This window comes from Halorientalis sp. IM1011 (assembly GCF_001989615.1).
In the GTDB taxonomy this organism is placed as follows: domain Archaea; phylum Halobacteriota; class Halobacteria; order Halobacteriales; family Haloarculaceae; genus Halorientalis.
The window spans coordinates 160,337-182,581 of record NZ_CP019067.1 but is presented as its reverse complement, the minus strand read 5'-3'; the positions used below and the strand labels follow the sequence as shown (position 1 = coordinate 182,581).

Annotated in this window: 25 protein-coding genes and 1 pseudogene; 13 read left to right on the top strand and 13 right to left on the bottom strand. The window is 67.4% G+C overall.

Features of this window, described 5'->3' with window-relative positions; genetic code table 11:
- Nucleotides 1-7: 7 nt before the first annotated feature.
- The 3 genes from BV210_RS00940 to cyoE are packed head-to-tail and all read right to left on the bottom strand — an operon-like array spanning nt 8 to nt 2,389.
- Nucleotides 8-238, bottom strand: a complete 231-nt coding sequence (locus tag BV210_RS00940; RefSeq protein ID WP_077204830.1) for a SelT/SelW/SelH family protein — start codon at nt 236-238, stop codon at nt 8-10.
- A gap of 37 nt (nt 239-275) precedes the next feature.
- Entirely contained in the window at nt 276-962 is a 687-nt protein-coding gene (locus BV210_RS00935; protein WP_077204829.1) for a hypothetical protein, read from the bottom strand.
- The gene (gene cyoE, locus BV210_RS00930; RefSeq protein WP_253741579.1) at nt 959-2,389 is read right to left on the bottom strand and encodes a heme o synthase; all 1,431 of its coding nucleotides are present in this window, start codon (nt 2,387-2,389) and stop codon (nt 959-961) included. The genes BV210_RS00935 and cyoE overlap by 4 nt, the downstream gene beginning before the upstream one ends.
- A 145-nt stretch (nt 2,390-2,534) precedes the next feature.
- Here cyoE and coxB point away from each other — a divergent pair, with 145 nt between their 5' ends.
- Complete coding sequence (gene coxB, locus BV210_RS00925) at nt 2,535-3,539, top strand: cytochrome c oxidase subunit II (RefSeq protein WP_077204828.1); 1,005 nt, start codon at nt 2,535-2,537, stop codon at nt 3,537-3,539.
- 39 nt (nt 3,540-3,578) lie between these two features.
- Here the strand turns inward: coxB and BV210_RS00920 are convergent, their stop codons facing one another.
- Together BV210_RS00920 and BV210_RS00915 are read right to left on the bottom strand one after the other, a co-directional pair.
- Nucleotides 3,579-3,848 carry a DUF2250 domain-containing protein gene (locus tag BV210_RS00920; RefSeq protein WP_077204827.1) on the bottom strand — a complete coding sequence of 90 codons (270 nt, stop codon included), beginning with the start codon at nt 3,846-3,848 and terminating at the stop codon, nt 3,579-3,581.
- Nucleotides 3,849-3,952: 104 nt separating this feature from the next.
- Nucleotides 3,953-4,693, bottom strand: a complete 741-nt coding sequence (locus BV210_RS00915; protein ID WP_077204826.1) for a CAP domain-containing protein — start codon at nt 4,691-4,693, stop codon at nt 3,953-3,955.
- Between the two features lie 234 nt (nt 4,694-4,927).
- Here BV210_RS00915 and BV210_RS00910 point away from each other — a divergent pair, with 234 nt between their 5' ends.
- From BV210_RS00910 to BV210_RS00900, 4 genes are all read left to right on the top strand, one after another.
- Nucleotides 4,928-5,779, top strand: coding sequence for a CoA ester lyase (locus BV210_RS00910; protein WP_077204825.1), 852 nt, complete (start codon nt 4,928-4,930; stop codon nt 5,777-5,779).
- A gap of 44 nt (nt 5,780-5,823) precedes the next feature.
- Entirely contained in the window at nt 5,824-5,949 is a 126-nt protein-coding gene (locus BV210_RS20735) for a hypothetical protein (RefSeq protein ID WP_256385545.1), read from the top strand.
- 7 nt (nt 5,950-5,956) lie between these two features.
- Complete coding sequence (locus BV210_RS00905; RefSeq protein WP_077204824.1) at nt 5,957-6,436, top strand: SRPBCC family protein; 480 nt, start codon at nt 5,957-5,959, stop codon at nt 6,434-6,436.
- A 68-nt stretch (nt 6,437-6,504) separates the two neighbouring features.
- Nucleotides 6,505-8,259, top strand: a complete 1,755-nt coding sequence (locus tag BV210_RS00900) for a DNA mismatch repair protein (protein WP_077204823.1) — start codon at nt 6,505-6,507, stop codon at nt 8,257-8,259.
- Here the strand turns inward: BV210_RS00900 and BV210_RS00895 are convergent.
- Nucleotides 8,256-8,459 carry a hypothetical protein gene (locus BV210_RS00895; RefSeq protein ID WP_077204822.1) on the bottom strand — a complete coding sequence of 68 codons (204 nt, stop codon included), beginning with the start codon at nt 8,457-8,459 and terminating at the stop codon, nt 8,256-8,258. The genes BV210_RS00900 and BV210_RS00895 overlap by 4 nt on opposite strands.
- Nucleotides 8,460-8,619: 160 nt before the next feature.
- The gene (locus BV210_RS00890; RefSeq protein ID WP_172824867.1) at nt 8,620-8,901 is read right to left on the bottom strand and encodes a HalOD1 output domain-containing protein; all 282 of its coding nucleotides are present in this window, start codon (nt 8,899-8,901) and stop codon (nt 8,620-8,622) included.
- Between the two features lie 215 nt (nt 8,902-9,116).
- Between BV210_RS00890 and BV210_RS00885 the strand changes: the two genes are divergently transcribed.
- Entirely contained in the window at nt 9,117-9,350 is a 234-nt protein-coding gene (locus tag BV210_RS00885; RefSeq protein ID WP_077207919.1) for a hypothetical protein, read from the top strand.
- Nucleotides 9,351-9,381: 31 nt separating this feature from the next.
- Here the strand turns inward: BV210_RS00885 and BV210_RS00880 are convergent, their stop codons facing one another.
- Both BV210_RS00880 and BV210_RS20730 read right to left on the bottom strand, forming a co-directional pair.
- The gene (locus BV210_RS00880) at nt 9,382-11,385 is read right to left on the bottom strand and encodes a DEAD/DEAH box helicase (RefSeq protein WP_077204821.1); all 2,004 of its coding nucleotides are present in this window, start codon (nt 11,383-11,385) and stop codon (nt 9,382-9,384) included.
- A 71-nt stretch (nt 11,386-11,456) separates the two neighbouring features.
- Nucleotides 11,457-11,591, bottom strand: a complete 135-nt coding sequence (locus BV210_RS20730; RefSeq protein ID WP_256385544.1) for a hypothetical protein — start codon at nt 11,589-11,591, stop codon at nt 11,457-11,459.
- Between the two features lie 77 nt (nt 11,592-11,668).
- On the opposite strand from BV210_RS20730, the gene BV210_RS00875 reads away from it, so the two are divergent.
- A complete protein-coding gene (locus BV210_RS00875; RefSeq protein WP_077204820.1) occupies nt 11,669-13,837 on the top strand; it encodes an AAA family ATPase in 2,169 nt (722 codons plus the stop codon).
- Between the two features lie 155 nt (nt 13,838-13,992).
- Nucleotides 13,993-14,130: a hypothetical protein gene (locus BV210_RS19625; RefSeq protein WP_157525744.1), complete on the top strand. Its 138-nt coding sequence runs from the start codon at nt 13,993-13,995 to the stop codon at nt 14,128-14,130.
- 8 nt (nt 14,131-14,138) lie between these two features.
- On the opposite strand, the gene BV210_RS00870 is transcribed toward BV210_RS19625, so the two are convergent.
- Together BV210_RS00870 and BV210_RS00865 are read right to left on the bottom strand one after the other, a co-directional pair.
- Nucleotides 14,139-14,852, bottom strand: coding sequence for a cytochrome c biogenesis CcdA family protein (locus BV210_RS00870; RefSeq protein WP_077204819.1), 714 nt, complete (start codon nt 14,850-14,852; stop codon nt 14,139-14,141).
- The gene (locus tag BV210_RS00865) at nt 14,849-15,382 is read right to left on the bottom strand and encodes a TlpA disulfide reductase family protein (protein WP_077204818.1); all 534 of its coding nucleotides are present in this window, start codon (nt 15,380-15,382) and stop codon (nt 14,849-14,851) included. The genes BV210_RS00870 and BV210_RS00865 overlap by 4 nt, the downstream gene beginning before the upstream one ends.
- A gap of 129 nt (nt 15,383-15,511) precedes the next feature.
- Between BV210_RS00865 and BV210_RS00860 the strand changes: the two genes are divergently transcribed.
- Together BV210_RS00860 and BV210_RS00855 are read left to right on the top strand one after the other, a co-directional pair.
- The gene (locus BV210_RS00860) at nt 15,512-16,120 is read left to right on the top strand and encodes a DUF998 domain-containing protein (protein WP_077204817.1); all 609 of its coding nucleotides are present in this window, start codon (nt 15,512-15,514) and stop codon (nt 16,118-16,120) included.
- Between the two features lie 78 nt (nt 16,121-16,198).
- A complete protein-coding gene (locus BV210_RS00855) occupies nt 16,199-17,029 on the top strand; it encodes a hypothetical protein (RefSeq protein ID WP_077204816.1) in 831 nt (276 codons plus the stop codon).
- On the opposite strand, the gene BV210_RS00850 is transcribed toward BV210_RS00855, so the two are convergent.
- Nucleotides 17,026-18,657: a TrkA family potassium uptake protein gene (locus BV210_RS00850; protein ID WP_077204815.1), complete on the bottom strand. Its 1,632-nt coding sequence runs from the start codon at nt 18,655-18,657 to the stop codon at nt 17,026-17,028. The genes BV210_RS00855 and BV210_RS00850 overlap by 4 nt on opposite strands.
- Before the next feature lie 89 nt (nt 18,658-18,746).
- Between BV210_RS00850 and BV210_RS00845 the strand changes: the two genes are divergently transcribed.
- Nucleotides 18,747-18,986 (top strand): CDGSH iron-sulfur domain-containing protein, encoded by a 240-nt coding sequence (locus BV210_RS00845; RefSeq protein WP_077204814.1) that lies wholly within the window; start codon nt 18,747-18,749, stop codon nt 18,984-18,986.
- Between the two features lie 18 nt (nt 18,987-19,004).
- On the opposite strand, the pseudogene BV210_RS00840 reads toward BV210_RS00845, so the two are convergent.
- Nucleotides 19,005-19,784: pseudogene (locus BV210_RS00840) on the bottom strand (enoyl-CoA hydratase/isomerase family protein); the annotation flags it as partial.
- Nucleotides 19,785-20,044: 260 nt separating this feature from the next.
- Between BV210_RS00840 and BV210_RS00835 the strand changes: the two are divergent.
- Both BV210_RS00835 and BV210_RS00830 read left to right on the top strand, forming a co-directional pair.
- Complete coding sequence (locus BV210_RS00835) at nt 20,045-20,788, top strand: ABC transporter ATP-binding protein (protein ID WP_077204812.1); 744 nt, start codon at nt 20,045-20,047, stop codon at nt 20,786-20,788.
- 1 nt (nt 20,789) lies between these two features.
- Nucleotides 20,790-22,199, top strand: coding sequence for a hypothetical protein (locus tag BV210_RS00830; protein ID WP_077204811.1), 1,410 nt, complete (start codon nt 20,790-20,792; stop codon nt 22,197-22,199).
- Nucleotides 22,200-22,245: the final 46 nt, after the last annotated feature.

The following is a 22,245-nucleotide window of genomic DNA, read 5'->3' as shown; positions in this document are numbered from 1 at the left end:
GGACCGGTCAGACGTACTCGCGAACCTGCCGGGTTATCTCGTCCACGTCGAACGCGTCTTCCTGTTTGTCGAACACCCGTTCGCCGTCGACGGTCACGCGGAACACACCGTTCGCGCCGGTTCGCAACGTCACCGCGTCCAGTTTCTCGCCAAACGTCGAGAGCAGGACGTGCTGGACGTTCTCGGCGCGATCGAGGAAGCCACAGGGGACGCAGTATTCGATCTCGACCTCGGTCATACTCGCAGTTCGGGTGCAGCGGGGAAAAGCCCGTCCGTCAGCGGCCGAACGGCCGCCAGTACAGCAGCCCGACCGTCACCACGAACACCACGGTCGAGATGCCGTAGGACTGGGCGGTCACTGCGCCGGCGATTGCAGTCCCGCTTCCCAGGAGACTGGATGCCACTGTGGCCAGCACAGGCCAGGTGCAACTGACACAGGAGAGCAGGCCGAGCAGGCCCGTCACCGCGGAGCCAGCCGCGTCGAGCACCGTCGCGTACACCAGATACGCCAGCGCGGCGTAGCCGACCAGCTTGAACGGGATCAGTGACATCGCGAAATACGACCCGTTGTACAGAAGCGTCGGTGCCCAGCCCGGCGGCAGCCCCAGCACCGTGAGACTGAGGTTCTTTTCGGCCATGCTGATGTCGGGGCCGACGAGGCCGCCGACGTACGCAAGCACCGCGAAGTAGCCGACCGCGATGGCACCGGCGAGCCAGCGGTCCCGGCTGCTGGCGGCCACGGGCGTCGTCTTGACGATGGCCAGCAGGCCGACGTTGATCCAGACGAACGGGTAGATCCAGTACCGGATCGCGAGGGTTCCCGTCAGTTCGGCCGAACTGACGACCCAGTACACGCCCAGCAGGAGCAACTCGGAGTTCAAGATCAGCAGAGCGATCAGTAACTCCTCCCGGTCCGGTCTGAGTCCCGCGAGCCGATCGGTGATCGTTGCGTCGGTAGTCATACCACGAGGGTGTCGACGACGATTGCGAGCAGGAGCGCCCCGAGGTAGGCGTTCGAGGCGTGGAACGCCCGGAACGCCGCGGACTCGTCGCGCTCGCGGTGGAGTCTGACGACCGCCCACAGGAACACCGACCCGAGCCCGATGGTCGTGACGGCGTACACCCAGCCGAGGTTCGTCAGGGCGGCCAGTGCGGCCGCGGCCAGCAGCGTCGCAGCCAGCCACAGCAGGATGTGTTTGCGGGTGGTCGCTTCACCGCGGACCACCGGCATCATCGGGAAGCCGCCACGGGCGTAGTCGTCCTTGTACGCGAGCGCGAGGTTGTAGAAGTGCGCGGGCGTCCAGACGAAGATGACACCGGCCAGCACGAGTCCCGGCAGGCCGACGGTGCCGGTCACCGCCGCCGAGCCGATCAGGGCGGGCAGCGCGCCGGCGCCACCGCCGATGACCGTGTTCTGGACCGTGTTGGGTTTGAGCACGAGCGTGTAGATCACGCTGTAATACAGGATCGCCGAGAGCCCGAGGGCGGCCGCGAGCGGGTTCACCTGCAGGAAGACGGCGACGGAGGCGGCCGCCAGTGCCAGTCCGAACGCGACGGCGTTGCGGACGGGGAGCTGGTGGGTCGCAACCGGTCGGTCGCTCGTCCGGTCCATCTTCTTGTCCCGGTCACGTTCGAGGACGTGGTTGAAGGTCCCGCTCGCGCCGATGGCGAGGACGCCGCCGCCGAGGGTCAACACGATGGTCTGGACCGTCAGGTCCATTCCGGCGGTCCCGGCCGCCAGCGCCATCCCGGCAGAGGCGACGAGACAGAGCAGCCACATCAGCCGGGGCTTCATCAGCCGGAAGTACGCCCCGGCGACGTGTTTCGCACGCGCGAACGAGCTATCCGGGAGGGGTGGCTGCTCGGTCGATTCGGGCTGCGGAGTGGCGGTCGGAGCCGGTTCGGGGTCGGGCTCGGTCGCCGGCTCGTCGGCGTCGCGCGGTTCGAGTTGCCACGCGAGCGCAAGCGTCAACCCGACGAAGATTCCCATGCCGGTAAGCAGGTGGGCCGCCGGGAACGGGTCGGCGGCACCGGTCGTCGCGACCTGTGCGCCGAGCGCGATCTGCACGGGGAAGAGAACGAACGCGAACGCGAGCGCGCCCTTCACGCGTCGCGAGACGCTGGCTCGGGTCAGGCCGACCGCCGCGGTGGCCAGCACGATCAGTCCTACGAGGACGGCAGCCACGCGATGTCCCCAGGCGACGAGCAGGGTGGGTTCGGCCAGTGACGGCGGGCGGGAACACACAGGCCACGCCGAGCAGGCGCTCGCGGCGTCCGCGATGGACGCTGTCGCGCCCGCGACTACGAGCAGGTAGACACCGACGGCCGATCCGGCCAGAAGGGTCGCGAAACGGGGACGAACGCGTTCGATCACGGCTGTACCTCTCACTACCTCGAATCTTGGTGTGACCGTACTTATGACCCGCGCTTTCGGTCGGTCGGCACCGAACTGTCGTCGCGTGGAACCGTCGCACGGGGGCCGGACTCGCCGGAAGACAGCAGCTATTTATGGCCCACTTCCTAACCCCCGCGTAATGATGAACCGCAAGCGTGCCGGGGCGTTGGCGCTTTTCGGTGCTGTACTGGGGCTGCTGGCGGTCGAACCCGCCGCTGCCCAGTCGACGTACTCGTCGACCACCGATGCAGCCATCCAGGGGCTGAACAGCAACCTGATCTACGTGGCGGTCCCGATCACGATCCTCGTCGAGGGGATCCTGATCTACACCGTCTGGAAGTACCGGAAGACCGAGGAGGCCAAGCCGACCCAGGAGAACCGTCGACTCGAGATCACATGGACCATCGCGACGGCGATCATCCTCCTTTTCGTCGGCGTCGCCTCCTATCAGGTGCTCGGGAATCCCTACGTGGCCGCCGAGTCACAGAACGAACTCCCCGGCGATGCAGCCGAAGAGATCGAAGTGTACGGCCAGAAGTACAACTGGAACTTCGTCTACCGGAACGTGAGTGTCGACGGTGCGAGCGCGACCGACGTGGCGCTGACGAACGCCTCGATAGAAGGTGCAACCGTCGAGAACGTCACTGACGAAGGGATCGTAATATCGGGTGGTTCCGCCTCCAGTGCCACCGACGGGGCGCTCGAGAGCGCCTCACTCGTCAACGGGACGGTGACTGCCGGAGCCGGAAACGCGAGCCAGTACGAGAACCGCACCGGCGAGACCGTCACGTTCTCCGACGTGACCGTCAGTGGGGCGGCCGTCGAGGACGCGACTATCTCGGACGCGACCATCCAGAGTACCAACACGATGGTCATGCCGAACGAGCGGAACGTCCGGCTGAACATCACCTCCCGGGACTGGCTGCACTCGTTCCACGTCCCCGAACTGGGACTCAAGACCGACGCGCTGCCGGGCCAGTCGAACTATCTCGTCACCAAGGCCCAGTCGACCGGCGAGTATCAGCTCTACTGCGCCGAGTACTGTGGCGTCGGCCACTCGGGTATGCTCGGATCCGTGGATGTCAGGTCACAGGAGGACTACGACTCCTGGCTGGCCGAGCAGTGGTTCGGCGCACAGGGATAGGAGGAGGCCGTTCTCGGCTCGAATAACGACGACGCTCTTCTAGTCGCTCGTCGCCGCTTCGGCGGCGTCGGACTCGACTTCCGCACTCTCGGCCAGGAACTCCTCACCGCGCTCTGTCGTCCGGTAGACGACTTCACCACTCACCGGCTCGACCAACCCGTGGTCGACCAGAACGGAACAGCGCCGTTCGACGTACCGCAGATGCATCCCGAGGCGGTTCGCGACCAGCGCGAGGTAGTCCGGCCGCTCGTCACGCAGTTGTCTGAGGATCCGCTCGTCCGCCGGCCGCATCCAGTTGGGTCCGGACATCGTTCTCCATCGTAGTGTGTGGGTTGGTCACATATAACACTATCGCAAGTATTGCCGTCGGCCGTGGACGAGTCGCGAACGCGGAAAACGAAGGGCGGTTCCGGTCAGCAGAGATTACCGGTCGCGTAGACGTCGCCGTCCTGCGTAACTTCGATGCCGATGCCGAGTTGATTCGCGTTCTCGTAGAGAAGGCGGTCGCGGCTAGTGCCGGAGAACCAGTCGGAGACGATGGCTTCCGCGACGTTCTCCTCGGTCTCGTGGAACTCACCATCGTGAGCGCGTCCAGCGACGGTGTACCCGATCACTTCGAGGCGGTTGTACCGCGCGTCGACCACGAAGGTACCCGGATCGGACTCGAACTGGCAGGTCCCGAACAGCCCCGCGTCCTTGTAGCGACTCACACTCGTGTTTCCGTCGATACTGTGACTGACGCGGTCCTCGTCGGCCATCTCGACGCTGTGGCCGCGGGCCATCCGGTCGAGTCGGTCGGCTATCTGCCCACCGGTGCTCAGTTCGGAGAGGTCCCGGTTCGCACGACGCTGGTTGATCAGCGTCTTCATCTCCGCTCTGATCTCAGCGGGCTCGAACTGTCTGGCCGGAATCGTCTCTCGTTCGGCCGGCGGTTGGGCCGTCGCCGCCTCGTCGCCGGGTATCGTCGTTCGTCTGGCCGGGCCGGAGTCACCGTTTCCGGCCGCCCCCTGTTCCGTGCTCGGCCCCGCTGTCGGGGTCGACTCACTCGTCGTGCCGGCACCGCCGCCACCGATCTGCATCCCGATGAGGACGCCGACTCCCATCGAGACCAGAACGATGACGCCCAGGACCGACAACGCCGCCTTGTTCACCATACTATATGTCCAATAACCGACCTAGTAAATCAACCTTTGGTGGATTTTACCACCGGTGTAATCGACCGTTACGACCGGTTCGACGGCAGTCTCGCCAGCAGGTCGACCGTTTCTCCGACAGAACTGTCCGATCGAACTCACTGACCTACCGTTCGTTTGCGCCGCCCCTCTACTACCCGGGAGATACCGCTGGCCTCCCCAAACGGACTTACGGCTGGGCGAACACGCCCGCGTATGGCTCGCAGAAGCGTCCTCTTCTCCCCAGGCGATCAGCCCGACCTCATGCGGAAAGCCCCCGGATCCGGGGCCGACGCCGTCGTCTTCGATCTGGAAGACGGAGTCGCACCCGACCGCAAGCCCGAGGCTCGGGACGCCGTCCGCGACGTACTGACCGACTCCGAGTTCGACCCGGACTGCTCGGTCTGGGTGCGGATCAACCCGCCCGGGACGGTGGCCGCCGAGGACGTGGCGACCGCACTCGCGGACGCGCCGCCAATCGACGCCGTGATGGTCCCGAAGGTCGCCGACGCGGCGGCAGTCGAACGAATCGACGGTCTGCTGGACGACCACGGGATCGACGCGCCCGTGGTCGCCCTGATCGAGTCGGCGGCGGGCGTCCTTCACGCCGAGGAGATCGCTGCGGTAGAGCGGGTCGACGCCGTCGCCATCGGTGCCGAAGACCTGGCGGCCGACATCGGTGCGACCCGGACCGAGGAAGGTACCGAGGTGCTCCACGCCCGCGAGCAGGTCGTCCTCGCCGCGGCGGCCGCGGGCGTCGACGCACTCGATACGATCCACGTCGACGTGGACGACCCCGACGGACTGGAGTCGGCGGCTGAGTTCACCGTCCAACTGGGGTTCGACGGGAAGATGGCGATCCATCCCGCACAGGTCCCGATCATAAACGACGCGTTCACACCCAGCGAGGAGCGCATCGACTGGGCCGAACGCGTACTGGACGTCAAAGCCGAGGCCGACGCCGAGGGGCGAGGGGTGTTCCGCGTCGACGACGAGATGATCGACGCGCCGCTGATCGCCCAGGCCGAGCAGATCCTCGACCGCGCCCGCGCCGCTGGCAAGCGGTAGCACGACCCCCACCACGTACTGGCCAAACGCCCGACGGGATGGTCGTGTCCGCCGAGGGTAATCCGTTCGAGACACTGCAGGAGCGGACCGAGGACCCGGCGGCATTCGTCGGCGTCGACGGAGCCGGGGCCTTCCCGACGCCGCCGGGTTCTTACTGGTGTACGCCCTAGTACGGGCGTGTCTCAGTACCAGCGAACGGTCCGGGTCGACGCACCCTTCGAGGAGGTGTGGGACTTTCACTCCCGCGTGACCGGTCTCGAAGCATTGACGCCCGACTGGATGAACCTGGAGATCGAGTCCGTCACCGGCCCCGAGGGCGACCCCGATCCAGGGATCCTCGATACGAACTCACGGATCGAATCGTCTATCCGCCCGTTCGACGTTGGCCCACGTCAGCAGTGGACCTCCGTCATTACCGAGCGCGAGGAGGGCGACGGCTCCGCGATGTTCCGCGATACGATGGAGGGCGGTCCCTTCGCGGAGTGGGAGCACACCCACTCGTTTTTCGCCGACGGCGACGGGACCGTCGTCCACGACAGCGTCGAATACGAACTTCCGCTCGGTGGGCTCGGCCGGGCGGTCTCCCCACTGGCGGTCGTCGGCATGGAGCCGATGTTCCGCTATCGCCACCGGAAGACGAAGGAATTGCTGGAGTAGCGGGCGAACCTGCGCCCCGGCGTACCGAGTCCCCAACCGCTAAGACCGCCCCAGTTCTGGCGGAGGGTATGCGACTGGAGGAGTACTGGGGCATCGGCCCCAAGACGAAGACGGTGCTGGCCGAGAGCATCGGCGAGGCGGCGGCCATCGAGGCCATCGAGAACGCCGACAGCCGCGCGCTGATGGAGGCCGGACTCGGTCGGGGGCGAGCCACCCGGATTCTCCGGCGCGCCAACGGCGGCGAGGGGATGGCCGTCCTCGCCACCCGGGACACGCGTGACGTGTACAAGTCGATCCTCGATCTGGCCAGCGCGTTCGCGGTCACCCGCCACGCCGAGGACCGCATCCGGGTGCTGACGCCACTCCGGGACCGCGAGGCGATGACGGATCGCCTCGACACTGTCCTCGCGGCCGTCGACGCCTGGCGAGACCTCTCGGCGAGCGACCGCGAGGCAGTCGTCGAGGCCTTCGAGGCTCACGACAGCGTCAGCGGCGGCGAACGCTCGGCGGTCGAGACGGCCGTCGAACTCCTCGATCTCGGGGTCGGCGGCGGCGTCTTCGACCGCGTGGCCGAACTGGACCGCGACGCACTGGCCGACGCCGCCGACGCGCTCGCGGCGCTGGGCGAGGGCGGGGTCGACCGCGGCGTCGACGACCGCCTCGACGAGTTGCGCGACCAGTACGCCGCCGTCGACGAACTCACCGCCAACCGGAGCGCGGTCGTCGAGACCGTTCAGGAGAGCGCCCGCGGGGCCGACGAGTTCCGCGAGGCCTTCCGTCGGTACGTCGCCGACGAGACCAGTGTCCCGGCGGCCGAGATCAGTGAGGCCATGCCCGGCGACGCCACCGACGCCGCCGACTTCGTGGGGGAGACGCTCCGGGCGCTGGCCGACGACCGCCGCGAGGCAGTCGAGGAGCGCGAGGCCGAGATCACGGCCGATCTGGAGGGTGCCATCGAAGACGCCCGCGAGGAGATCGACGCCGCCGTCACGGCCGTCGACGACGCAGCGCTGTACGTCTCGCTGGCTCGCTTCGCCGACGCGTACGATCTGACCCGGCCGACCTTCGTCGAGGGCCGCGAGACCGTCGCCGTCCGCGGCGCGCGCAACCTCGATCTCGAAGCGGCCGATGCACCTGTGCAAGCCGTCGACTACGCTGTCGGCGACCACGATATCGAGTTCCCGAGTGGGTCGTCGCCGCCGACTGGCGACCGCGTGACCGTTCTCACCGGGGCGAACAGCGGGGGGAAGACGACCCTGCTGGAGACGCTCTGTCAGGTGCAGTTGCTCGCCCAGATGGGCCTGCCCGTCCCGGCCGAGGCCGCGGAGGTGGGTATCGTCGACGTGGTCGTGTTCCACCGCCGGCACGCGAGTTTCAACGCCGGCGTGCTGGAGTCGACCCTCCAGACCGTCGTGCCGCCGCTGACCGACGGGGGCCGGACGCTGATGCTCGTCGACGAGTTCGAGGCCATCACGGAGCCGGGGAGCGCCGCCGACCTGTTGCACGGACTGGTGACGCTCACCGTCGACGAGGACGCGCTCGGCGTGTTCGTCACCCACCTGGCCGACGACCTCGAACCGCTCCCCGAGGAGGCCCGGACCGACGGCATCTTCGCCGAGGGACTGGATCCGGATCTCGACCTCTCGGTGGACTACCAGCCACGCTTCGGCACGGTCGGGAAGTCGACCCCGGAGTTCATCGTCTCACGGCTGGTCGCCAACGCCGACGACCGCAAGGAACGCGCCGGGTTCGAGACACTCGCGAGCGCAGTCGGGCAGGAAGCGGTCCAGCGGACGCTGGCCGACGCGGAGTGGTCGAGTTAGTCGATCTCGTCGAGGTCCTCGACGGCGACGGCGACCGCTCTCCGCCCGTCCGCTGCTGGTTCGTCGAGCGACACTCTCGCGATCAGATTCCCCTTCTTCGGCGTGTACGTCACGGACTCGACGGTACCGCGGACGGCCCGTCCGTCGAGGCGTGTCTCCACGCGCTGGCCCTCCGCCGGCCGACTCCCGGATTCGTCCATACCCGGCGTTACGGCCGAACCGTTCTGTGTCTTGTGGAGCGTGCCGACTCATACTGGCGGACGGACACTCGTACCCGTCGTTCGACGAATCTGAGCAGATAGACTGTCGCTACCGTCCTCCTCGACACCCGCCGGACGTGAAATCCGCTGTTCGACAGTATCAACTCACGGTCACGCCGTCGATGGTCGAGACGACGACTGCCAGCCCGGCGTACTCGAAGGACAGTTCGGTGTCGGTTTCGCGCGTGAACAGTCGGTTCAGCGCGTCCCCGTCTAGGACCTCCTCTAGCGGTGGCAGCGACACTGCATCGGTGCCGGTCTTCGACACGACCGCATCGACGACGGCACTGCTGATGGGGTCACGACGCGACCAGTCTATCGGGTGGACCGTGGTCTCCTGATCCGCCGTCGAAGCCGAGTCGTCGTCCGCATCCGAATTCATCGACAACCCTTGCATCCCGACCGAGATAAGCATCGTGAGGGACTTTGTCGTCGACACTGCGACGAATTGCACCCGTCTGACTGCATACGGTCTCTGTATTATTCTAAAATTATTCACTGAACCGCCTTCGGTGTTCGAAGTGTGTTCACAGAACCGTATCGGAGTAAGATTTTAGTGGGATTGTGCGGTACTTACGGGTGGAGGAGGTGACACCGATGCTCCGGAGTGACAACACTCGTTCTGATCGTATCGGATTCGAGACGCTGGACTCCCTGTCGCGATACGATCTGGTGCTCGCGTTCATTCCGGTGGTGTTCCTGCTGAGCGTCGTCCTCGGGTACCTGCTGTCCGTTCCGTTCCGGACGACGCTAACCGGCGCGTCGGCAGTCGGCGCACTCGCACTGCTGGACGCGCTGTTCGTCAACCCGCCGATTCGGCCGACACAGTGACTATCCCGTCCTTCGCGCTGTCCCGAACTCGTTAGCCACTGTTGTCGGTCTCGCTATCGACAGTGCCGTCGTTTTCGTGGTCAGTGGCATCCCCGTCGTCAGCGTCACCCTCGTTCTCGCCGTCACCATCCGCATCGTCGTCGCCGACCGCCTCCGCCTCGGCCTCGGAGACGCGGACGCCCTTCGAGGAGAGGTGGCGCATCCGTCGCTGTGCGAAGTCCTCCTCGCGGCTGCCCCGGGTCGCCAGTACGTAGACCAGCGACCGCCCCTCAGGTCGCATGGTCCGCCCGGCGCGCTGGGCTCCCTGCCGACGCGATCCGCCGAGACCGGAGGCGACGACTGCTAGCTCGGCGTCGGGCAGGTCGATCCCCTCGTCGCCGACTCGGGAGACCAGCAGCGTGTCGCGGTCGCCCCGGCGGAACTCGTCGAGCAGTCGCTCGCGGCGGCTGTGTGGCATCTGACCGTTGACGAAAGGTACGTCGAGATACGCCGACAGCTCCCGACCCTGGTCGAGGTAGTCACAGAAGACGAGCGCCTTCTTGTCGGGGTGCCGGGAGAGGATGTGGCGGACCTCCTCCCGTTTGGCCGGGTTCGTCGCCGCTTGCTGGCGGCGCTCGTGGCCGTCCGCACTCACGTACTGGTTGCGGGCGTCGTCGTCGACCCAGGGGACGTATCGGATCTCGACCTCCGGCTCGGCGACGAAGCCGGCCTCGAACAGCGCGTCCCAGTCCGTTCCGATGGGCGGCCCGATCAGCGTGTAGATCTCCTCTTCCCTGTCGTCCTCCCGGACGGGCGAGGAGGAGAGGCCGAGGCGGTGTTTGGTCTGGAGGTCCGCGCTGCGTCGCGCTACCGAGGCCGGAATGTGGTGGACCTCGTCGTAGATCACCAGCCCCCACTCGCGGCTGTCGAACAGCTGGCGGTGTCGGTCCATCCCCGCGGTCTGGTAGGTGGCGATGGTGACCGGGGCGACGGTCTTCTCGCCGCCGTGGTACTCGCCGACCTGCTCCTCGGTCAGCGTCGTCCGCGCGAGGATCTCCTCGCGCCACTGGCCGGCCAGTTCCCGACTCGGGACGAGGATCAGGCTCTCGCCGCCGACGCGTTCGAGGATGCCCAGCGCCGCGACGGTCTTGCCCGCGCCGGGTGGCCCCACCAGCACGCCGGATTTGGTCTCCATGAACTCGCTCACCCACTCGTGCTGGTAGTCCCGGAGATCGAGGTTCAACTCCAGCTCCAGAGCCTCCCCGGTGTCCAGATCCCGTTCGTCCTGGACCGGGTAGCCGGCCTCATAGAGGGTTCGCTTGACCTCGGCGACGGCCTCCTCGGCGACCCAGCTCTCGGTGTCGGAGATGGCCGCCCGGAGCTGTCCGTCGTCCAGTTTCTCGCGGGCGACGTTGCCCATCAGCGAGTCCGTCGCGGCTTCGAGGACGACGTAGCCGTCCTCGTGGGTCTTGAGCGTGAAGCGGTGGGCGCGTTTCCACTGGTCTTCGAGCCACTCCTCCAGTTCGGGCGAGCGCTCTGGCAGTACGTCTCTGACCGTCCCGAGCAGATCCTCGAAGTCGTCGTACGGCGCGCCCCAGATGTCCTCGCGTCGGAGTTCGTAGAGGTAGCCCCCGCGGTGGGTCGTGTCGACGAGGTGGGCGAACTGTGAGAGTTGTGCGCGTGTGAACTGGGTCGGGTGGTCGACGACGATCTCGCGGCGGCCGGGAAAGAGGATCACCCGTTCGCGGTCGACGAGGTCCGCCCAGTCCGTGGGATACCAGACGACGGGATCGGCGGACACGTCGAGCCGGTCGACCGCGCGCTCGTCGGCCAGCCGATCCAGTTCGGTGCTGGCCACCTCCTGCGTGCAGTCGAGCGTCTGCGCGACGCGACTGGCAGTGACGACGGGGCGGCCGATCTCCTGAACCACGTCGGCGAACGTCTCGGTGTCGAGGAGCGCCGCCTCGTCGCCGTTCTCGTCGGTCGCCGACGGATCGTCGAGCTGGTCACTCTCGCGTTCGGCATTCGTGCCGCCGGTGTCGTCGCTGTCGGTCACTGCCCGTCGCTTGGCCGCGGACGGACAAACGGCTTACGTCCCGCGAACGTCGGAGAAAACACCCGGTGTGCTCACTGGATGTAAGACGGATCCTCCCCGTCGCAGTCGCTCTCGTGGGCGCGGGCGTCCTCTTTCTCGTCGAACATGAGCCCGCACTCCTCGCATTTGTACCAGGTCACGTCGTCGCGCTGCGTTTGCACGACCATGCGAGAGAGTGGTACGCCCGGCGGTATATGCGTTTCTCCGGGGAAACCTGAAGGCTGTGGCGCGGGTAGGGTCGCGCATGACCGACGAGCACGGCGTCGAGTTGACGGTCGCCGGGGCCGACAAGCGCGACGCCGGCCGGGGCGTGGCCCGGCTTCCCGAACCCGCGCGCCGCCGACTGGGCGTGCTCAGCGGCGACCCCGTCGTCGTCCGGGGCGACCGCGAGACCGTGGCGAAGGTCTGGCCCACCGACGATGCCGACGACGTGGTCCGGATCGACGCCGACACGCGCGCCAACGCCGGCGTCAACGTCGGCGACACCGTCACCGTCGCCACCACCTCAGTCGACGACGCCGCCATCGTCTCCGTCCGCCCCACCGAGTCCCTCCCCGAGGACACCGACACCGACGCCCTCGTCGCGGACGCCCTCCTCGACCGCCCGATCCGGGAAGGTGAACGCGTCCACGTCGACGGACTGGGCGTCGTGGTCGTCTCCCTGACCGACCCCGACGGCCCCGTCAGGGTGGTCGAGGACACCGAGGTTACCGTCCTGCCCGGGATCGACCTCGATCTGGGCGACGGCGCGCCGGCCGGGGACGCCATCCCGGGCGACGCTTCCGATCGCGACGCAGACACCGATGCCGGCGCAGAAACCGAGGAGGCCGCGGGGGCCGCCGGGCAACCCGAGGATCTGGGCGCGACCTACGAGGACATCGGCGGGCTCGACGACGAACTCGACATGGTACGGGAGATGATCGAGCTTCCGCTCTCCGAGCCGGACCTGTTCCGCCGGCTCGGGATCGACCCGCCGAAGGGCGTCCTCCTCTACGGCCCGCCCGGCACCGGGAAGACGCTGATCGCCCGCGCCGTGGCGAACGAGGTCGACGCCCATTTCCAGACCATCTCCGGCCCCGAGATCGTCTCGAAGTACAAGGGGGAAAGCGAGGAGCGACTCCGGGAGGCCTTCGAGGAGGCCGAAGCCAACGCGCCGGCGATCCTCTTCGTCGACGAGATCGATTCCATCGCTGGCCAGCGCGACGAGGACGCCGACATGGAGAATCGCGTGGTCGCCCAGTTGCTGACCCTTCTGGATGGACTGGAGGACCGCGGCCGGGTGATCGTCATCGGCGCGACTAACCGGGTGGACAGCATCGACCCGGCGCTACGGCGTGGCGGCCGGTTCGACCGAGAGATCGAGATCGGCGTCCCCGACGAGACCGGTCGCCACGAGGTCATCGAGGTCCACACGCGCGGGATGCCACTCGCCGAGGACGTGGATCTCGATCGGCTGGCCGCCCGCACACACGGGTTCGTCGGCGCGGATCTCCAGTCGCTGGTGACCGAGGCGGCGATGTCGGCGCTCCGGCGCACCCGGGAGGAACCCGAAGTCACCCGCGAGGACTTCGAGGCGGCGCTGGCGGCGGTCGACCCCTCCGCGATGCGGGAGTACGTCGCCGAGTCGCCGGCGATCTCGTTCGACGACGTGGGCGGACTGGACGAGGCCAAGGATCGGCTCACCGAGGCCGTCGAGTGGCCCCTCGCCTACACCGAACTGTTCGAGGCCACGAAGACCGACCCACCCTCCGGTGTCCTGCTGTACGGCCCGCCGGGGACGGGAAAGACCCTGCTCGCGCGGGCGCTGGCCGGCGAGAGCGACGTGAACTTCGTCCACGTGGCCGGTCCGGAACTGCTCGACAAGTACGTCGGCGAGAGCGAGAAGGCGGTACGGGAGGTGTTCGAGCGCGCCCGGCAGGCCGCGCCCTCGATCGTCTTCTTCGACGAAATCGACGCCATCGCGGGGCGGCGCGGCGAGACCGGCGAGGCGACCGAACGCGTCGTCTCCCAACTCCTGACCGAACTCGACGGGCTGACGGACAATCCCAATCTCGTCGTGCTGGCGGCGACGAACCGTCGTGACGCGCTCGATCCCGCCCTCCTTCGGCCGGGGCGACTGGAGGAACACGTCGAGGTACCGAACCCGGACGCCGACGCCCGCCGGGAGATTCTGGCGGTCCACACCGACGAGAAACCGATCGGCGAGGACGTGTCGCTGGTCGATCTCGCCGGCGAGACCGAGGGGTACTCCGGCGCGGACCTGGACGCGCTCGTCCGGGACGCCTCGATGCGCGCCATCCGCGAGTTCGCCCGCGAACACGGCCCGACCGAGGCCACCGAACGGGCCGACGAAGTCGTCATTGGTGCCGAACACTTCGAGACCGCACTCGCGGCGACCGACCGCCCGGAATGAATCGAATTCCCGGATGCCTGATTTAGCAGGAACATTTATTATAGATAGCCGACTACCCCTACCTGTCACGATGATTCCGATCGTATGCGGGCACTGTTCCCTTCTCTCCTGACGGATCCGGTATCGCTCGCAGACCGCAGCCCGCACATATCACGATGAGCACCCACACACCGACACCGACGACCCGCCCGACGATCACCGACGACGAGAGCGGCGACGCACCGCTGACGTTCGCGACCGACAACGAGGTGCCGATCAGGGGTCTGTTCGACGCCGAGAGCGACCAGCACTGAGCCGGTCGTCAGGCCAGCCCGAGCGTCGCCAGTCCGTCGAAGACCACGAGGAAGTAGTACAACTGGACCAGCCCAGCCAGCACGACGACCGCGCCGGCGACCCGCGAAATCCGGCCGGTCGCGCCCGAGAGCCGGCGCAGGAGTGTGTCACGACCCAGCGCCGTCGCGGTCGTGACGCCGACCATCAGGACGCTCATTCCGGCGGCGTACGCGCCCAGTGTCGCCACGGTCGCGACGGGGCCGGTCGTCACCGCTTCGAAGGACACCCCCAGAAACAGCGGCGCAGTACAGCCCGCGGCCGCCGCGGCGTAGACGACGCCGAACAGCACGTAGCCAGCAGCGGAGCGCCGACGTTCAGGGAGCGGTACGTGGAGGGTAGCCACCTGAAACCGGCCCGTCGCCATCACGCCACCGACGACGATCAGTGCCAGTCCGACGACGAGTTCGAGCGCCGCGATGTTCTCGACGATCCGCGGCCCGACCGCCGCAAGCAAAAGCCCGAGCGCCCCGTACACCAGCGCGAAGCCGAGACTCACGAGCAGGCCGACCCCGGCGGCTCGTCCCAGGCGAGTCGCCCGCGACCCGCCGGCCGAATCCGTCTCGGACGTACCGAGGTAGTAGGCCACGTAGCCGGGCAACAGTGGGAACGCACAGGGAGCGAAGAAGGTGGCGGTCCCGAGGGTGAACGCCCACCCCAGCCGGGCCACCCCGATGTCGGTCACTGCCGGGCCGCCTCCAGTTCCGCCTCGATGGTCGCCGCCTCGGCGAGGCCCTTGTCTCGCCAGGTCTCGGTTCCGTCGGCGTCGAGGACGATCATCGTCGGGAGCGCCTCGACGCCGTAGGTCGGCCCCGTCTCGACCTCGGGATCCATCGCCACGGGCCACGTGCCGTCGTACTCGTTCCAGAACGAGCGCACGGTCGGCTCGTCCCGCTCCCAGGTGATCGACAGCATGTGTACGTCGGGGAACGCCGACCGCACCTCCCGCAACTCCGCCATCTGGGGCTTGCAGGGGGCACAGTAGGTCGCGAAGAAGTCGAGCAGCGTCACCGTTCCGTCCGGGACGACCGCCATCGACTCGCCGGGCGAACCGCCCACGTCGAGCGTGTCGAGGGTCTGCTGGCCACCCCCGGAGCTTTCCCCCTCGCTCGCGCCCGGCGCGTCACGGGTGCCGGGGAGTTGCGTACACCCGCTCAGGGCTGTCACTGCTGCGCCTGTCGCGGCGAGGAACGTCCGACGGTCGTACCCGCGCATACTCGGGCGTCGGAGCCGCGTGTAGAAAAAAGGCGCGTCATCGTGAGCGCCCGATACACGACCGCGAGCGTCGCCGAACGCCGCGTAGAGACCGAACCGTTGATTACGAGTCGATCTGACAACGATTCTATGACGAACACGGTCGAGCGAGCGAGCGTGTGGGCCGGGTTGCTCGCTCCGATCCTCTCGTTCGGCGGCCTCCTGCTCGCGACGCTCGTCTCCCCGGCGTTCACGTGGACCGGACACGCGCTCTCGGAACTGGGCGCGCCGACCGGCCCCGTCGCGACGGATCTGACTCGGCTGCTGTTCAACGGCGGCCTGATAGCCGGCGGACTCGTGGCGCTCGGGTTCGGATACGCGCTGTTCCTCGCGGCCCGGAACCTCGTCGAACTCGCCGGCATCGCCCTCTTCGGACTCACCTCGATCTCGATGGCGGGGATCGGCGTGTTCCCGATGCCACAGGCCGCTCACTTCGTCGTCGCCGTCTCCTTTTACGTCCTCCTGTCGCTCGCGCTGTGGGTGTACGGTACTGGAAACCTGCTCGCCGGCGAGCGGACCCGCGGCGGCACGACGATCGGGCTGGGCGTCCTGAACGCCGGTGCGTGGGCCGTGTGGGGACTCACCGGGGAGTTCTCGCGGCCGGGGCTAGCAGTACCGGAGATCGTCGGGGCGGCGGCCCTGGCCGGGTGGATCGTCGCGACGGCGTTCTCCGTTCGACGACGGCTCGCCGGCGACTGATGACCTTCCGTTCACGCGTCTCTCAGCAAAGATAATGCGGGCGATACGTTTACAAAAGGCGGTTGTCGATAGAAAGACATGCGAAAACGAGTACTCGCGACGCTGGCGGTGACGGTCCTCGTCGCTCTCGCGGGGTGTGCGGGTGGCCCGCTCGGTGGAGAGGGGACAGCGACCGACACGGATTCCGGTGACGACGACCGGGCGATCGAATCGGAGACGGCGACGGTGAGTTCCTTCGCCTACCCGGCCGGGGCCACACCCTCGGGGATCGAGAACGTCTCGACGCTGCTGGACGAACACGAATCCGCGCTCTCGGGGTCCAGCGTGACGCTCTCTGGAACCACGGGGTTCAGCGCCGGGGGGAGTTCGAACTCCGCGAGCGCCGGGATCGAGTACACCATCGAACACGAGGCGAGCAGTAACGAGACGCTGACGCGCGTCGTCGGCGGCGACTCGGGCGACACGTTCACCTCCTACATCACGGACGGCACGACCGCTTACCGGGTCAACGGCTCCGACGGCGTCGAGTACGGCACCGCACAGGCGTCGGTCGACGCGCCGTACGCCGAAACTGCGCCCGCGAACTTCACCGGTCGCAGTGTGTTGCTGACCATCCTCGGCTCGGGCGAGTACAACGCGACCGACGTGGTCGCCCGCAACGGGACCGAACTCGTCCGCTACGACCTCGAAACCGTGACGGAGACCCCGGAGGGTCAGCTGAACATCGGTGGTGACACCGAGGTCAACGGCACGGTGTTCGTCGACTCAGACGGAATCGTCCACGAGGCCTACCTGACCGCGTCGTCGGGCTCCGAGCAGGGGTTCTCCTTCGGCTACGAGGCCAGCGCCGTCTTCTCCGATATCGACTCGACGACGGTCGAGGAACCCGAGTGGACGGACGAGGTCTAGTTGTAGCGGGCGGCGAAGTCGGTGATATTCTCGTCGGGACCGGCGACGATCACGTCGTCTCCCGCCCGAATCTCGAAGTCCGGTGAGAGATCGGTGATCACCTTGCCGCTTCGTTCGACTGCGATCACGGTACAGCCAGTCTCGGCGCGGATGTCGGCACCGGTGAGCGTCTCACCGACCAGTGATCCCGCGTCGAACCGCACGACCTCGACCTGTTTGTCGTAGGAGATGATGTCCTCCTCGAAGATGGTCGAGGCGAGCATCCGGCCGCTGACGGTCGCCAGCGCCAGGACGTAGTCGGCACCCGCCCGGTAGAGTTTGCGGACGCTCTCGGTCTGGTCGGCGCGGGCGATAATCTCGACGTCGGGGTTGAGCTCGCGCACCACGAGCGCCGCGAAGATCGTCATCGTGTCCGAGGACAGCGCGAGGATCACCGTGCTTGCGTCCTCGACACCGGCCTCGCGGAGCACGTCCTTCTCGGTCACGTCGCCGACGATGTCGACGGCTCCGTTTGCTTCCTTGTCGACTGTCGTACAGGGGATGCCCTCGGCGCTGACGCGTTCTCTGACGGTCGAGCCGACTTCGCCGTGGCCGCAGACGACGACGTGCCCGCGTCGACGGCGGCGCTTCTCCGAGAGCGTCATCTCCTTGAGTGGTTCGAGCTGGCGCTCGTGGCCGGCGACGAGCAGGATGGTCTGTTCGTCGAGTCGCGCGTCGGGCGAGGGTGGGCTGGTGAACTCGCCCCGGAACCACGCGCCGATGACGTTCGCGCCGGTTCGCTCGCGGATGCCGCTCTCGGCGATGGTCTCGCCCACCAGTTCGCTGTCCGAAAGGATCGGCAACTCGACGATCTCGAAGTCCTCGCCGATCTCGACGGCGTCGCCGACCTCGGCGGTGATCCCGGTCGTCACCTTGCTCGCGAGGCTCTCGCCGATGAGCCGCCGCGGTGAGAATACCTGATCGGCTCCGGCGTAGCGGTGGTAGCTCGCGATGTCCGGGTCCTCGACGAACGTGATACATCGCACGTCGGAAGCGACGGCTTTGGCCGTCAGCACGATGCTGGCGTTGGTCGAGTCGTCCACGTCCGCGACCAGCGCCCGCGCGGATTCCAGATTCGCCGCTTCGAGCGTCTCCGTCGACTCCGGATCGCCGTGGATCGCCGTCACCCCGTCCTCGATCAACTCCGCGGCACGCCCCCGGTCCGGTTCGAGGACCACGTAGGGCACGTCGAACACCTCGAGTTCGTCGATGAGCATCTCGATGCGCGTGGAGTAGGCACAGATCACGACGTGATTCTCGACCCCGTCGACTGCCGTCGGCGGCGTCGTCGAAATCGTCTCCTCGAACATCGGGAACAGCAGGACCGGCAGTGCGAGAAAGATCAAGACCACACCGGTCAGGTCCATGACGATCACCAGCAGGTTCGTCTGCCAGGTGTCCCACGTCGAGGCGTCCGAGCCGAACCCCGTCGTCGTGAACGTCTCGACGACGATCTGGAGCGATTTCAGGAAGGTGCGGTCGATCCCCTCGTAGGTCGCCATCGCCCAGTGGTAGAGCAAGGCGTAGCCCAGCATGATCCCGCCGAGCGCGAGAAGGTAGTACGCGGTTCGGCGCTGCCACGTGTCCATCGCTACCGGAGCCAACGGCCACCCGACCCTTACGCTTTCTGACAGCGACCGGGGCGGGCCTTTTTGGACGGCCCGGTCCACGCTACCGTATGGCGCGCGAGATCACTCACGAGGCGACCGGTCCGAAGATCGTGGACGAGGACGATATCGGCGAGAAAGGCGACATCGCGATCTGTATGTGCGGGCTGTCGGGCGATTACCCGTTCTGTGACGGCTCACACGAGGCGACGGCCGACGAGGACGACGGGACCCTGTACAAGTACGAGAATGACGACGACGAAAATCCGCGCCACGAGATCGCGGAGATGGTGTTCAGCGACGCGGAATGAGAGCAGGCGAACCGCCGGCTACTTGCCCTCGAACTCGGGTTCCTGATCGGTGACGAAGGCGGTGATGCCCTCGCTCAGGTCTTCGGTGTCCAGCAGGTGGCCGAAGGCACTGGCCTCCAGTTCGAGGCCCGCCTCCATGTTGTCCCACCCCTCCCGCATCGCGCGCTTGGTGTACTTCTGGGCGATGGGCGGGCCGCCGGCGACGTTCTCGGCGAACTCGAGGGCTTTCTCCTCGAACTCGTCGTCGGGATAGACCTCGTGTAGAAATCCGAGTTCGTGCATCCGTTCGGCGGGGATGCGCTCGGCGGTGAAGACGACGTACTTGGCCGCGCTCTCGCCGACGAGGCGCTGGAGGCGCTGGGTGCCGCCCCACCCCGGAAGCAGCCCGAGGTTGTGCTCGGGCAGGCCCATCTCCGAGGACTCGCTGGCGACCCGGAGGTCGGCACACATCGAGAGTTCGAGGCCGCCGCCGAGGGCGTAGCCGTCGATGCCGGCGATCACGGGCAGGTCGGTTTCGCGGAACTTGCCGAACACGCGCTGGCCGTAGCGGGAGTGTTCGACGCCCTCGCGGTTGTCCATCGCGCCGTTGGAGGACACGTCCGCCCCCGCCGAGAAGGCCTTCTCGCCCTCGCCGGTGATGTAGATGGCGCGGACCTCCTCGTGGTCTTCGAGTACGTCGACGGCCTCGTCGAGTTCCTCCAGCATCTGCGCGCTGACGGTGTTCATGTCCTCGGGTCGGTCGAGGACGAGGTGGCCGACGTAGTTGCCCGGTGTCTCGATGCGAATCGTCTCGAACTCCGTGTCGATATCGGTCATGGTGATCCCCCGTGGACCGCGCGGTCCACTCTGTCGCTGTGATTGCCCACGACCGGCCTAACCCTTCGGCGTCGGATGTGGGGCCGTTCAAATCACGAGGCCCGAACGAAGTGAGAGCCTCGGAACGGACGAGCGGCGAACGCAGTGAGCCGCGAGCCGCGAACGAAGTGAGGGTCTCGGGACGACCTCGCCATCCAAAACCCCGGCAACGTTTTTCTCACTGGCCCGACACCAGTCAGGGGATGACCGCCATCGAGACGGACGGGTTGACCAAGCGCTACGGTGACGTGGACGCGCTGGTGGATCTCTCACTGACCGTCCCCGACGGCGAACTGTTCGCCCTGCTCGGCCCCAACGGCTCGGGCAAGACCACTACTATCGAAATCCTCACTGGCCAGCTCGAACCGACCTCGGGGACTGCCTCGGTGCTGGGCCACGACCCCGTCAGCGATCCGATCTCGGTTCGCCAGTCGGTCGGCATCCTCCCCGAGCGCGAGGACCCGCCGAGCTTTCTGACGCCCCGGGAGTACCTGGAGTTCGTCGGGAGCGTCCGTGACCTCGACGACGTGAGTACCCGTATCGACGAGTGGGCCGAGCGCTTCGAGTTCGCCGGCCTGCTCGATACGCTCTCGACGGACCTCTCGGAGGGGGAGCGCCAGCGCGTGATGCTCGCGGCCGCGTTCGTCCACGAACCCGATCTCGTCTTCATCGACGAACCCCTCGTCAACCTCGATCCGCTGATGCAGGAACAGATCAAGGGCCACTTCCGGGAGTACGTCGAGCGCGGCAACACCGTCTTCCTCTCGACGCACTTCATCGAGGTGGCCGAGGAACTCTGTACCCGGGTCGCCATCGTCAGCGACGGCCGCCTCGTCGCCGAGCGCGACCCCCGCGAACTGGGTGAGGGCGAGCGCCTGCTCGACGTGTTCCGGACGGAAGTGAACGACGCGGCGGCCGACGCGCCGGCCGGACCGGCCCGGCACTGAGATGTCGCTCACGACCGAACTCTTCGGCCGGATGCTGCGCGAGGAGTGGCGACTCCACGAACACCTCTTCGGCGGTCGCCGGTTCGCCGCCTTCCCGGTCACCGTCGCGCTCCTCGCGGCGGGCGGGTTCGCCCTCCTCGCCTACACCGGCACCCCCTTCGATGCTATCGTCGCCGGCCTCCACGGTCTGCTCTTCTTCTTCGGCCTGCAGGTCGGGACGATCGGCCTCGTGGGCAGGGACGCCCTGCGTGACGCACTCGGTGATATGACGCTGCTGGTCTTCTCCGCGCGGACGCTTCCCGTCTCGTGGAACCGCCTGCTGGCCGTGTTCCTCTGGAAGGATCTGGTCTACTACACCGTCTTCTTCGTCGCGCCCATCGGCCTCGCGGCGGTGCCGACCGCCCTCTCGTCGGGTGTCTCTCCGACCCGGATCGTCCTGCTGTGGCTGACGCTGATCGGCGCGTTCGCGCTGGGCGTGACGCTCTCGCTGACGCTCGCGGGCGCGGCGACGCGGAGCCGGTTGCTCGTGGCCGGTCCCGTCGCACTGGTCGTGGCCGCCGTCCTCTGGCCGGGCGTCGACGCGCTCGCGTACACGCCGTACGCCCTCTACCGCGACCCCTCGGCGCTCGCGGCGGTCCGCGGATTCGCACCGATCGCGGTCTTCGGCGTCCTCGGGCCGCTCCTGTTCCGGCCGGCCGACAGCGGAGCCTACCGGACCACCGGCGAGCGGTTCACGACGCTCCGGGGCTGGCTCCGCGACGGCGACGGGCTGACCACGCGGGCGCTGCTGGAGGTGAGTCGGTCCAGCGGCTCTGTCTGGAAAGTCCTCTTCTCGATGGGCGTCCTCTTCGCCGTGACCGCCCTGCTGCTCGGGCAGATCACGTCGGCCACGGGACTGGAGCCCTCGCCGGGCGTGGCCTTCGGGACGCTGCTCGGGCTGGGCTCGTTCACCACCTACAGCTGGGTGACGCAGTTCGACAGCGCCGACGAGTACCGCCGGTATCCGGTGTCGGTCGCCGCCGTCCTCGCCGGCAAGCGCCGGGCGTATCTGTTGCTCTCGATTCCCGCGGGGCTGGTCTACCTCGGACTCGCAGCGATCTGGTACGATCCGGTGGCGCTAGTCCCCGGACTCGCCGTCCTCCCGCTGCTCTCGGTGTACGTCTTCGGCGCGACGGCGTTCGTCGCCGGGCTCTCGCCGACCGAACTGCTGTTCGACACACCGCGGTTTCTCGCGTTCGGCGCAGCGCTGTCGGTCGTCGCGATGCCGTTACTGGTGGCCGCGCTCGTCGAACCCGCGTTCGGGTCCGTTGCGACGATGGCCGCGATCGCGCTCGCCGTGGTCGCCGCCGTCGTCGGCGTCGTCCTCGGTCGACGGGCCGGACCGCGGTGGGAGCGGCGACTTCGCGACTAGAATCGCCCGAGGATATTTGACAGTGGGCCGATTCGTTGTGTGTAGT

Excerpts from the sequence above, each read along its gene's own strand:
- BV210_RS00940 (WP_077204830.1), bottom strand. The coding sequence starts at position 238 with ATGACCGAGGTCGAGATCGAATACTGCGTCCCCTGTGGCTTCCTCGAT.
- BV210_RS00935 (WP_077204829.1), bottom strand. The coding sequence starts at position 962 with ATGACTACCGACGCAACGATCACCGATCGGCTCGCGGGACTCAGACCG.
- coxB (WP_077204828.1), top strand. The coding sequence starts at position 2,535 with ATGATGAACCGCAAGCGTGCCGGGGCGTTGGCGCTTTTCGGTGCTGTA.
- BV210_RS00920 (WP_077204827.1), bottom strand. The coding sequence starts at position 3,848 with ATGTCCGGACCCAACTGGATGCGGCCGGCGGACGAGCGGATCCTCAGA.
- BV210_RS00915 (WP_077204826.1), bottom strand. The coding sequence starts at position 4,693 with ATGGTGAACAAGGCGGCGTTGTCGGTCCTGGGCGTCATCGTTCTGGTC.
- BV210_RS00910 (WP_077204825.1), top strand. The coding sequence starts at position 4,928 with ATGGCTCGCAGAAGCGTCCTCTTCTCCCCAGGCGATCAGCCCGACCTC.
- BV210_RS00900 (WP_077204823.1), top strand. The coding sequence starts at position 6,505 with ATGCGACTGGAGGAGTACTGGGGCATCGGCCCCAAGACGAAGACGGTG.
- BV210_RS00895 (WP_077204822.1), bottom strand. The coding sequence starts at position 8,459 with ATGGACGAATCCGGGAGTCGGCCGGCGGAGGGCCAGCGCGTGGAGACA.
- BV210_RS00890 (WP_172824867.1), bottom strand. The coding sequence starts at position 8,901 with ATGAATTCGGATGCGGACGACGACTCGGCTTCGACGGCGGATCAGGAG.
- BV210_RS00885 (WP_077207919.1), top strand. The coding sequence starts at position 9,117 with ATGCTCCGGAGTGACAACACTCGTTCTGATCGTATCGGATTCGAGACG.
- BV210_RS20730 (WP_256385544.1), bottom strand. The coding sequence starts at position 11,591 with ATGGTCGTGCAAACGCAGCGCGACGACGTGACCTGGTACAAATGCGAG.
- BV210_RS00875 (WP_077204820.1), top strand. The coding sequence starts at position 11,669 with ATGACCGACGAGCACGGCGTCGAGTTGACGGTCGCCGGGGCCGACAAG.
- BV210_RS19625 (WP_157525744.1), top strand. The coding sequence starts at position 13,993 with ATGAGCACCCACACACCGACACCGACGACCCGCCCGACGATCACCGAC.
- BV210_RS00865 (WP_077204818.1), bottom strand. The coding sequence starts at position 15,382 with ATGCGCGGGTACGACCGTCGGACGTTCCTCGCCGCGACAGGCGCAGCA.
- BV210_RS00860 (WP_077204817.1), top strand. The coding sequence starts at position 15,512 with ATGACGAACACGGTCGAGCGAGCGAGCGTGTGGGCCGGGTTGCTCGCT.
- BV210_RS00855 (WP_077204816.1), top strand. The coding sequence starts at position 16,199 with ATGCGAAAACGAGTACTCGCGACGCTGGCGGTGACGGTCCTCGTCGCT.
- BV210_RS00850 (WP_077204815.1), bottom strand. The coding sequence starts at position 18,657 with ATGGACACGTGGCAGCGCCGAACCGCGTACTACCTTCTCGCGCTCGGC.
- BV210_RS00845 (WP_077204814.1), top strand. The coding sequence starts at position 18,747 with ATGGCGCGCGAGATCACTCACGAGGCGACCGGTCCGAAGATCGTGGAC.
- BV210_RS00835 (WP_077204812.1), top strand. The coding sequence starts at position 20,045 with ATGACCGCCATCGAGACGGACGGGTTGACCAAGCGCTACGGTGACGTG.
- BV210_RS00830 (WP_077204811.1), top strand. The coding sequence starts at position 20,790 with ATGTCGCTCACGACCGAACTCTTCGGCCGGATGCTGCGCGAGGAGTGG.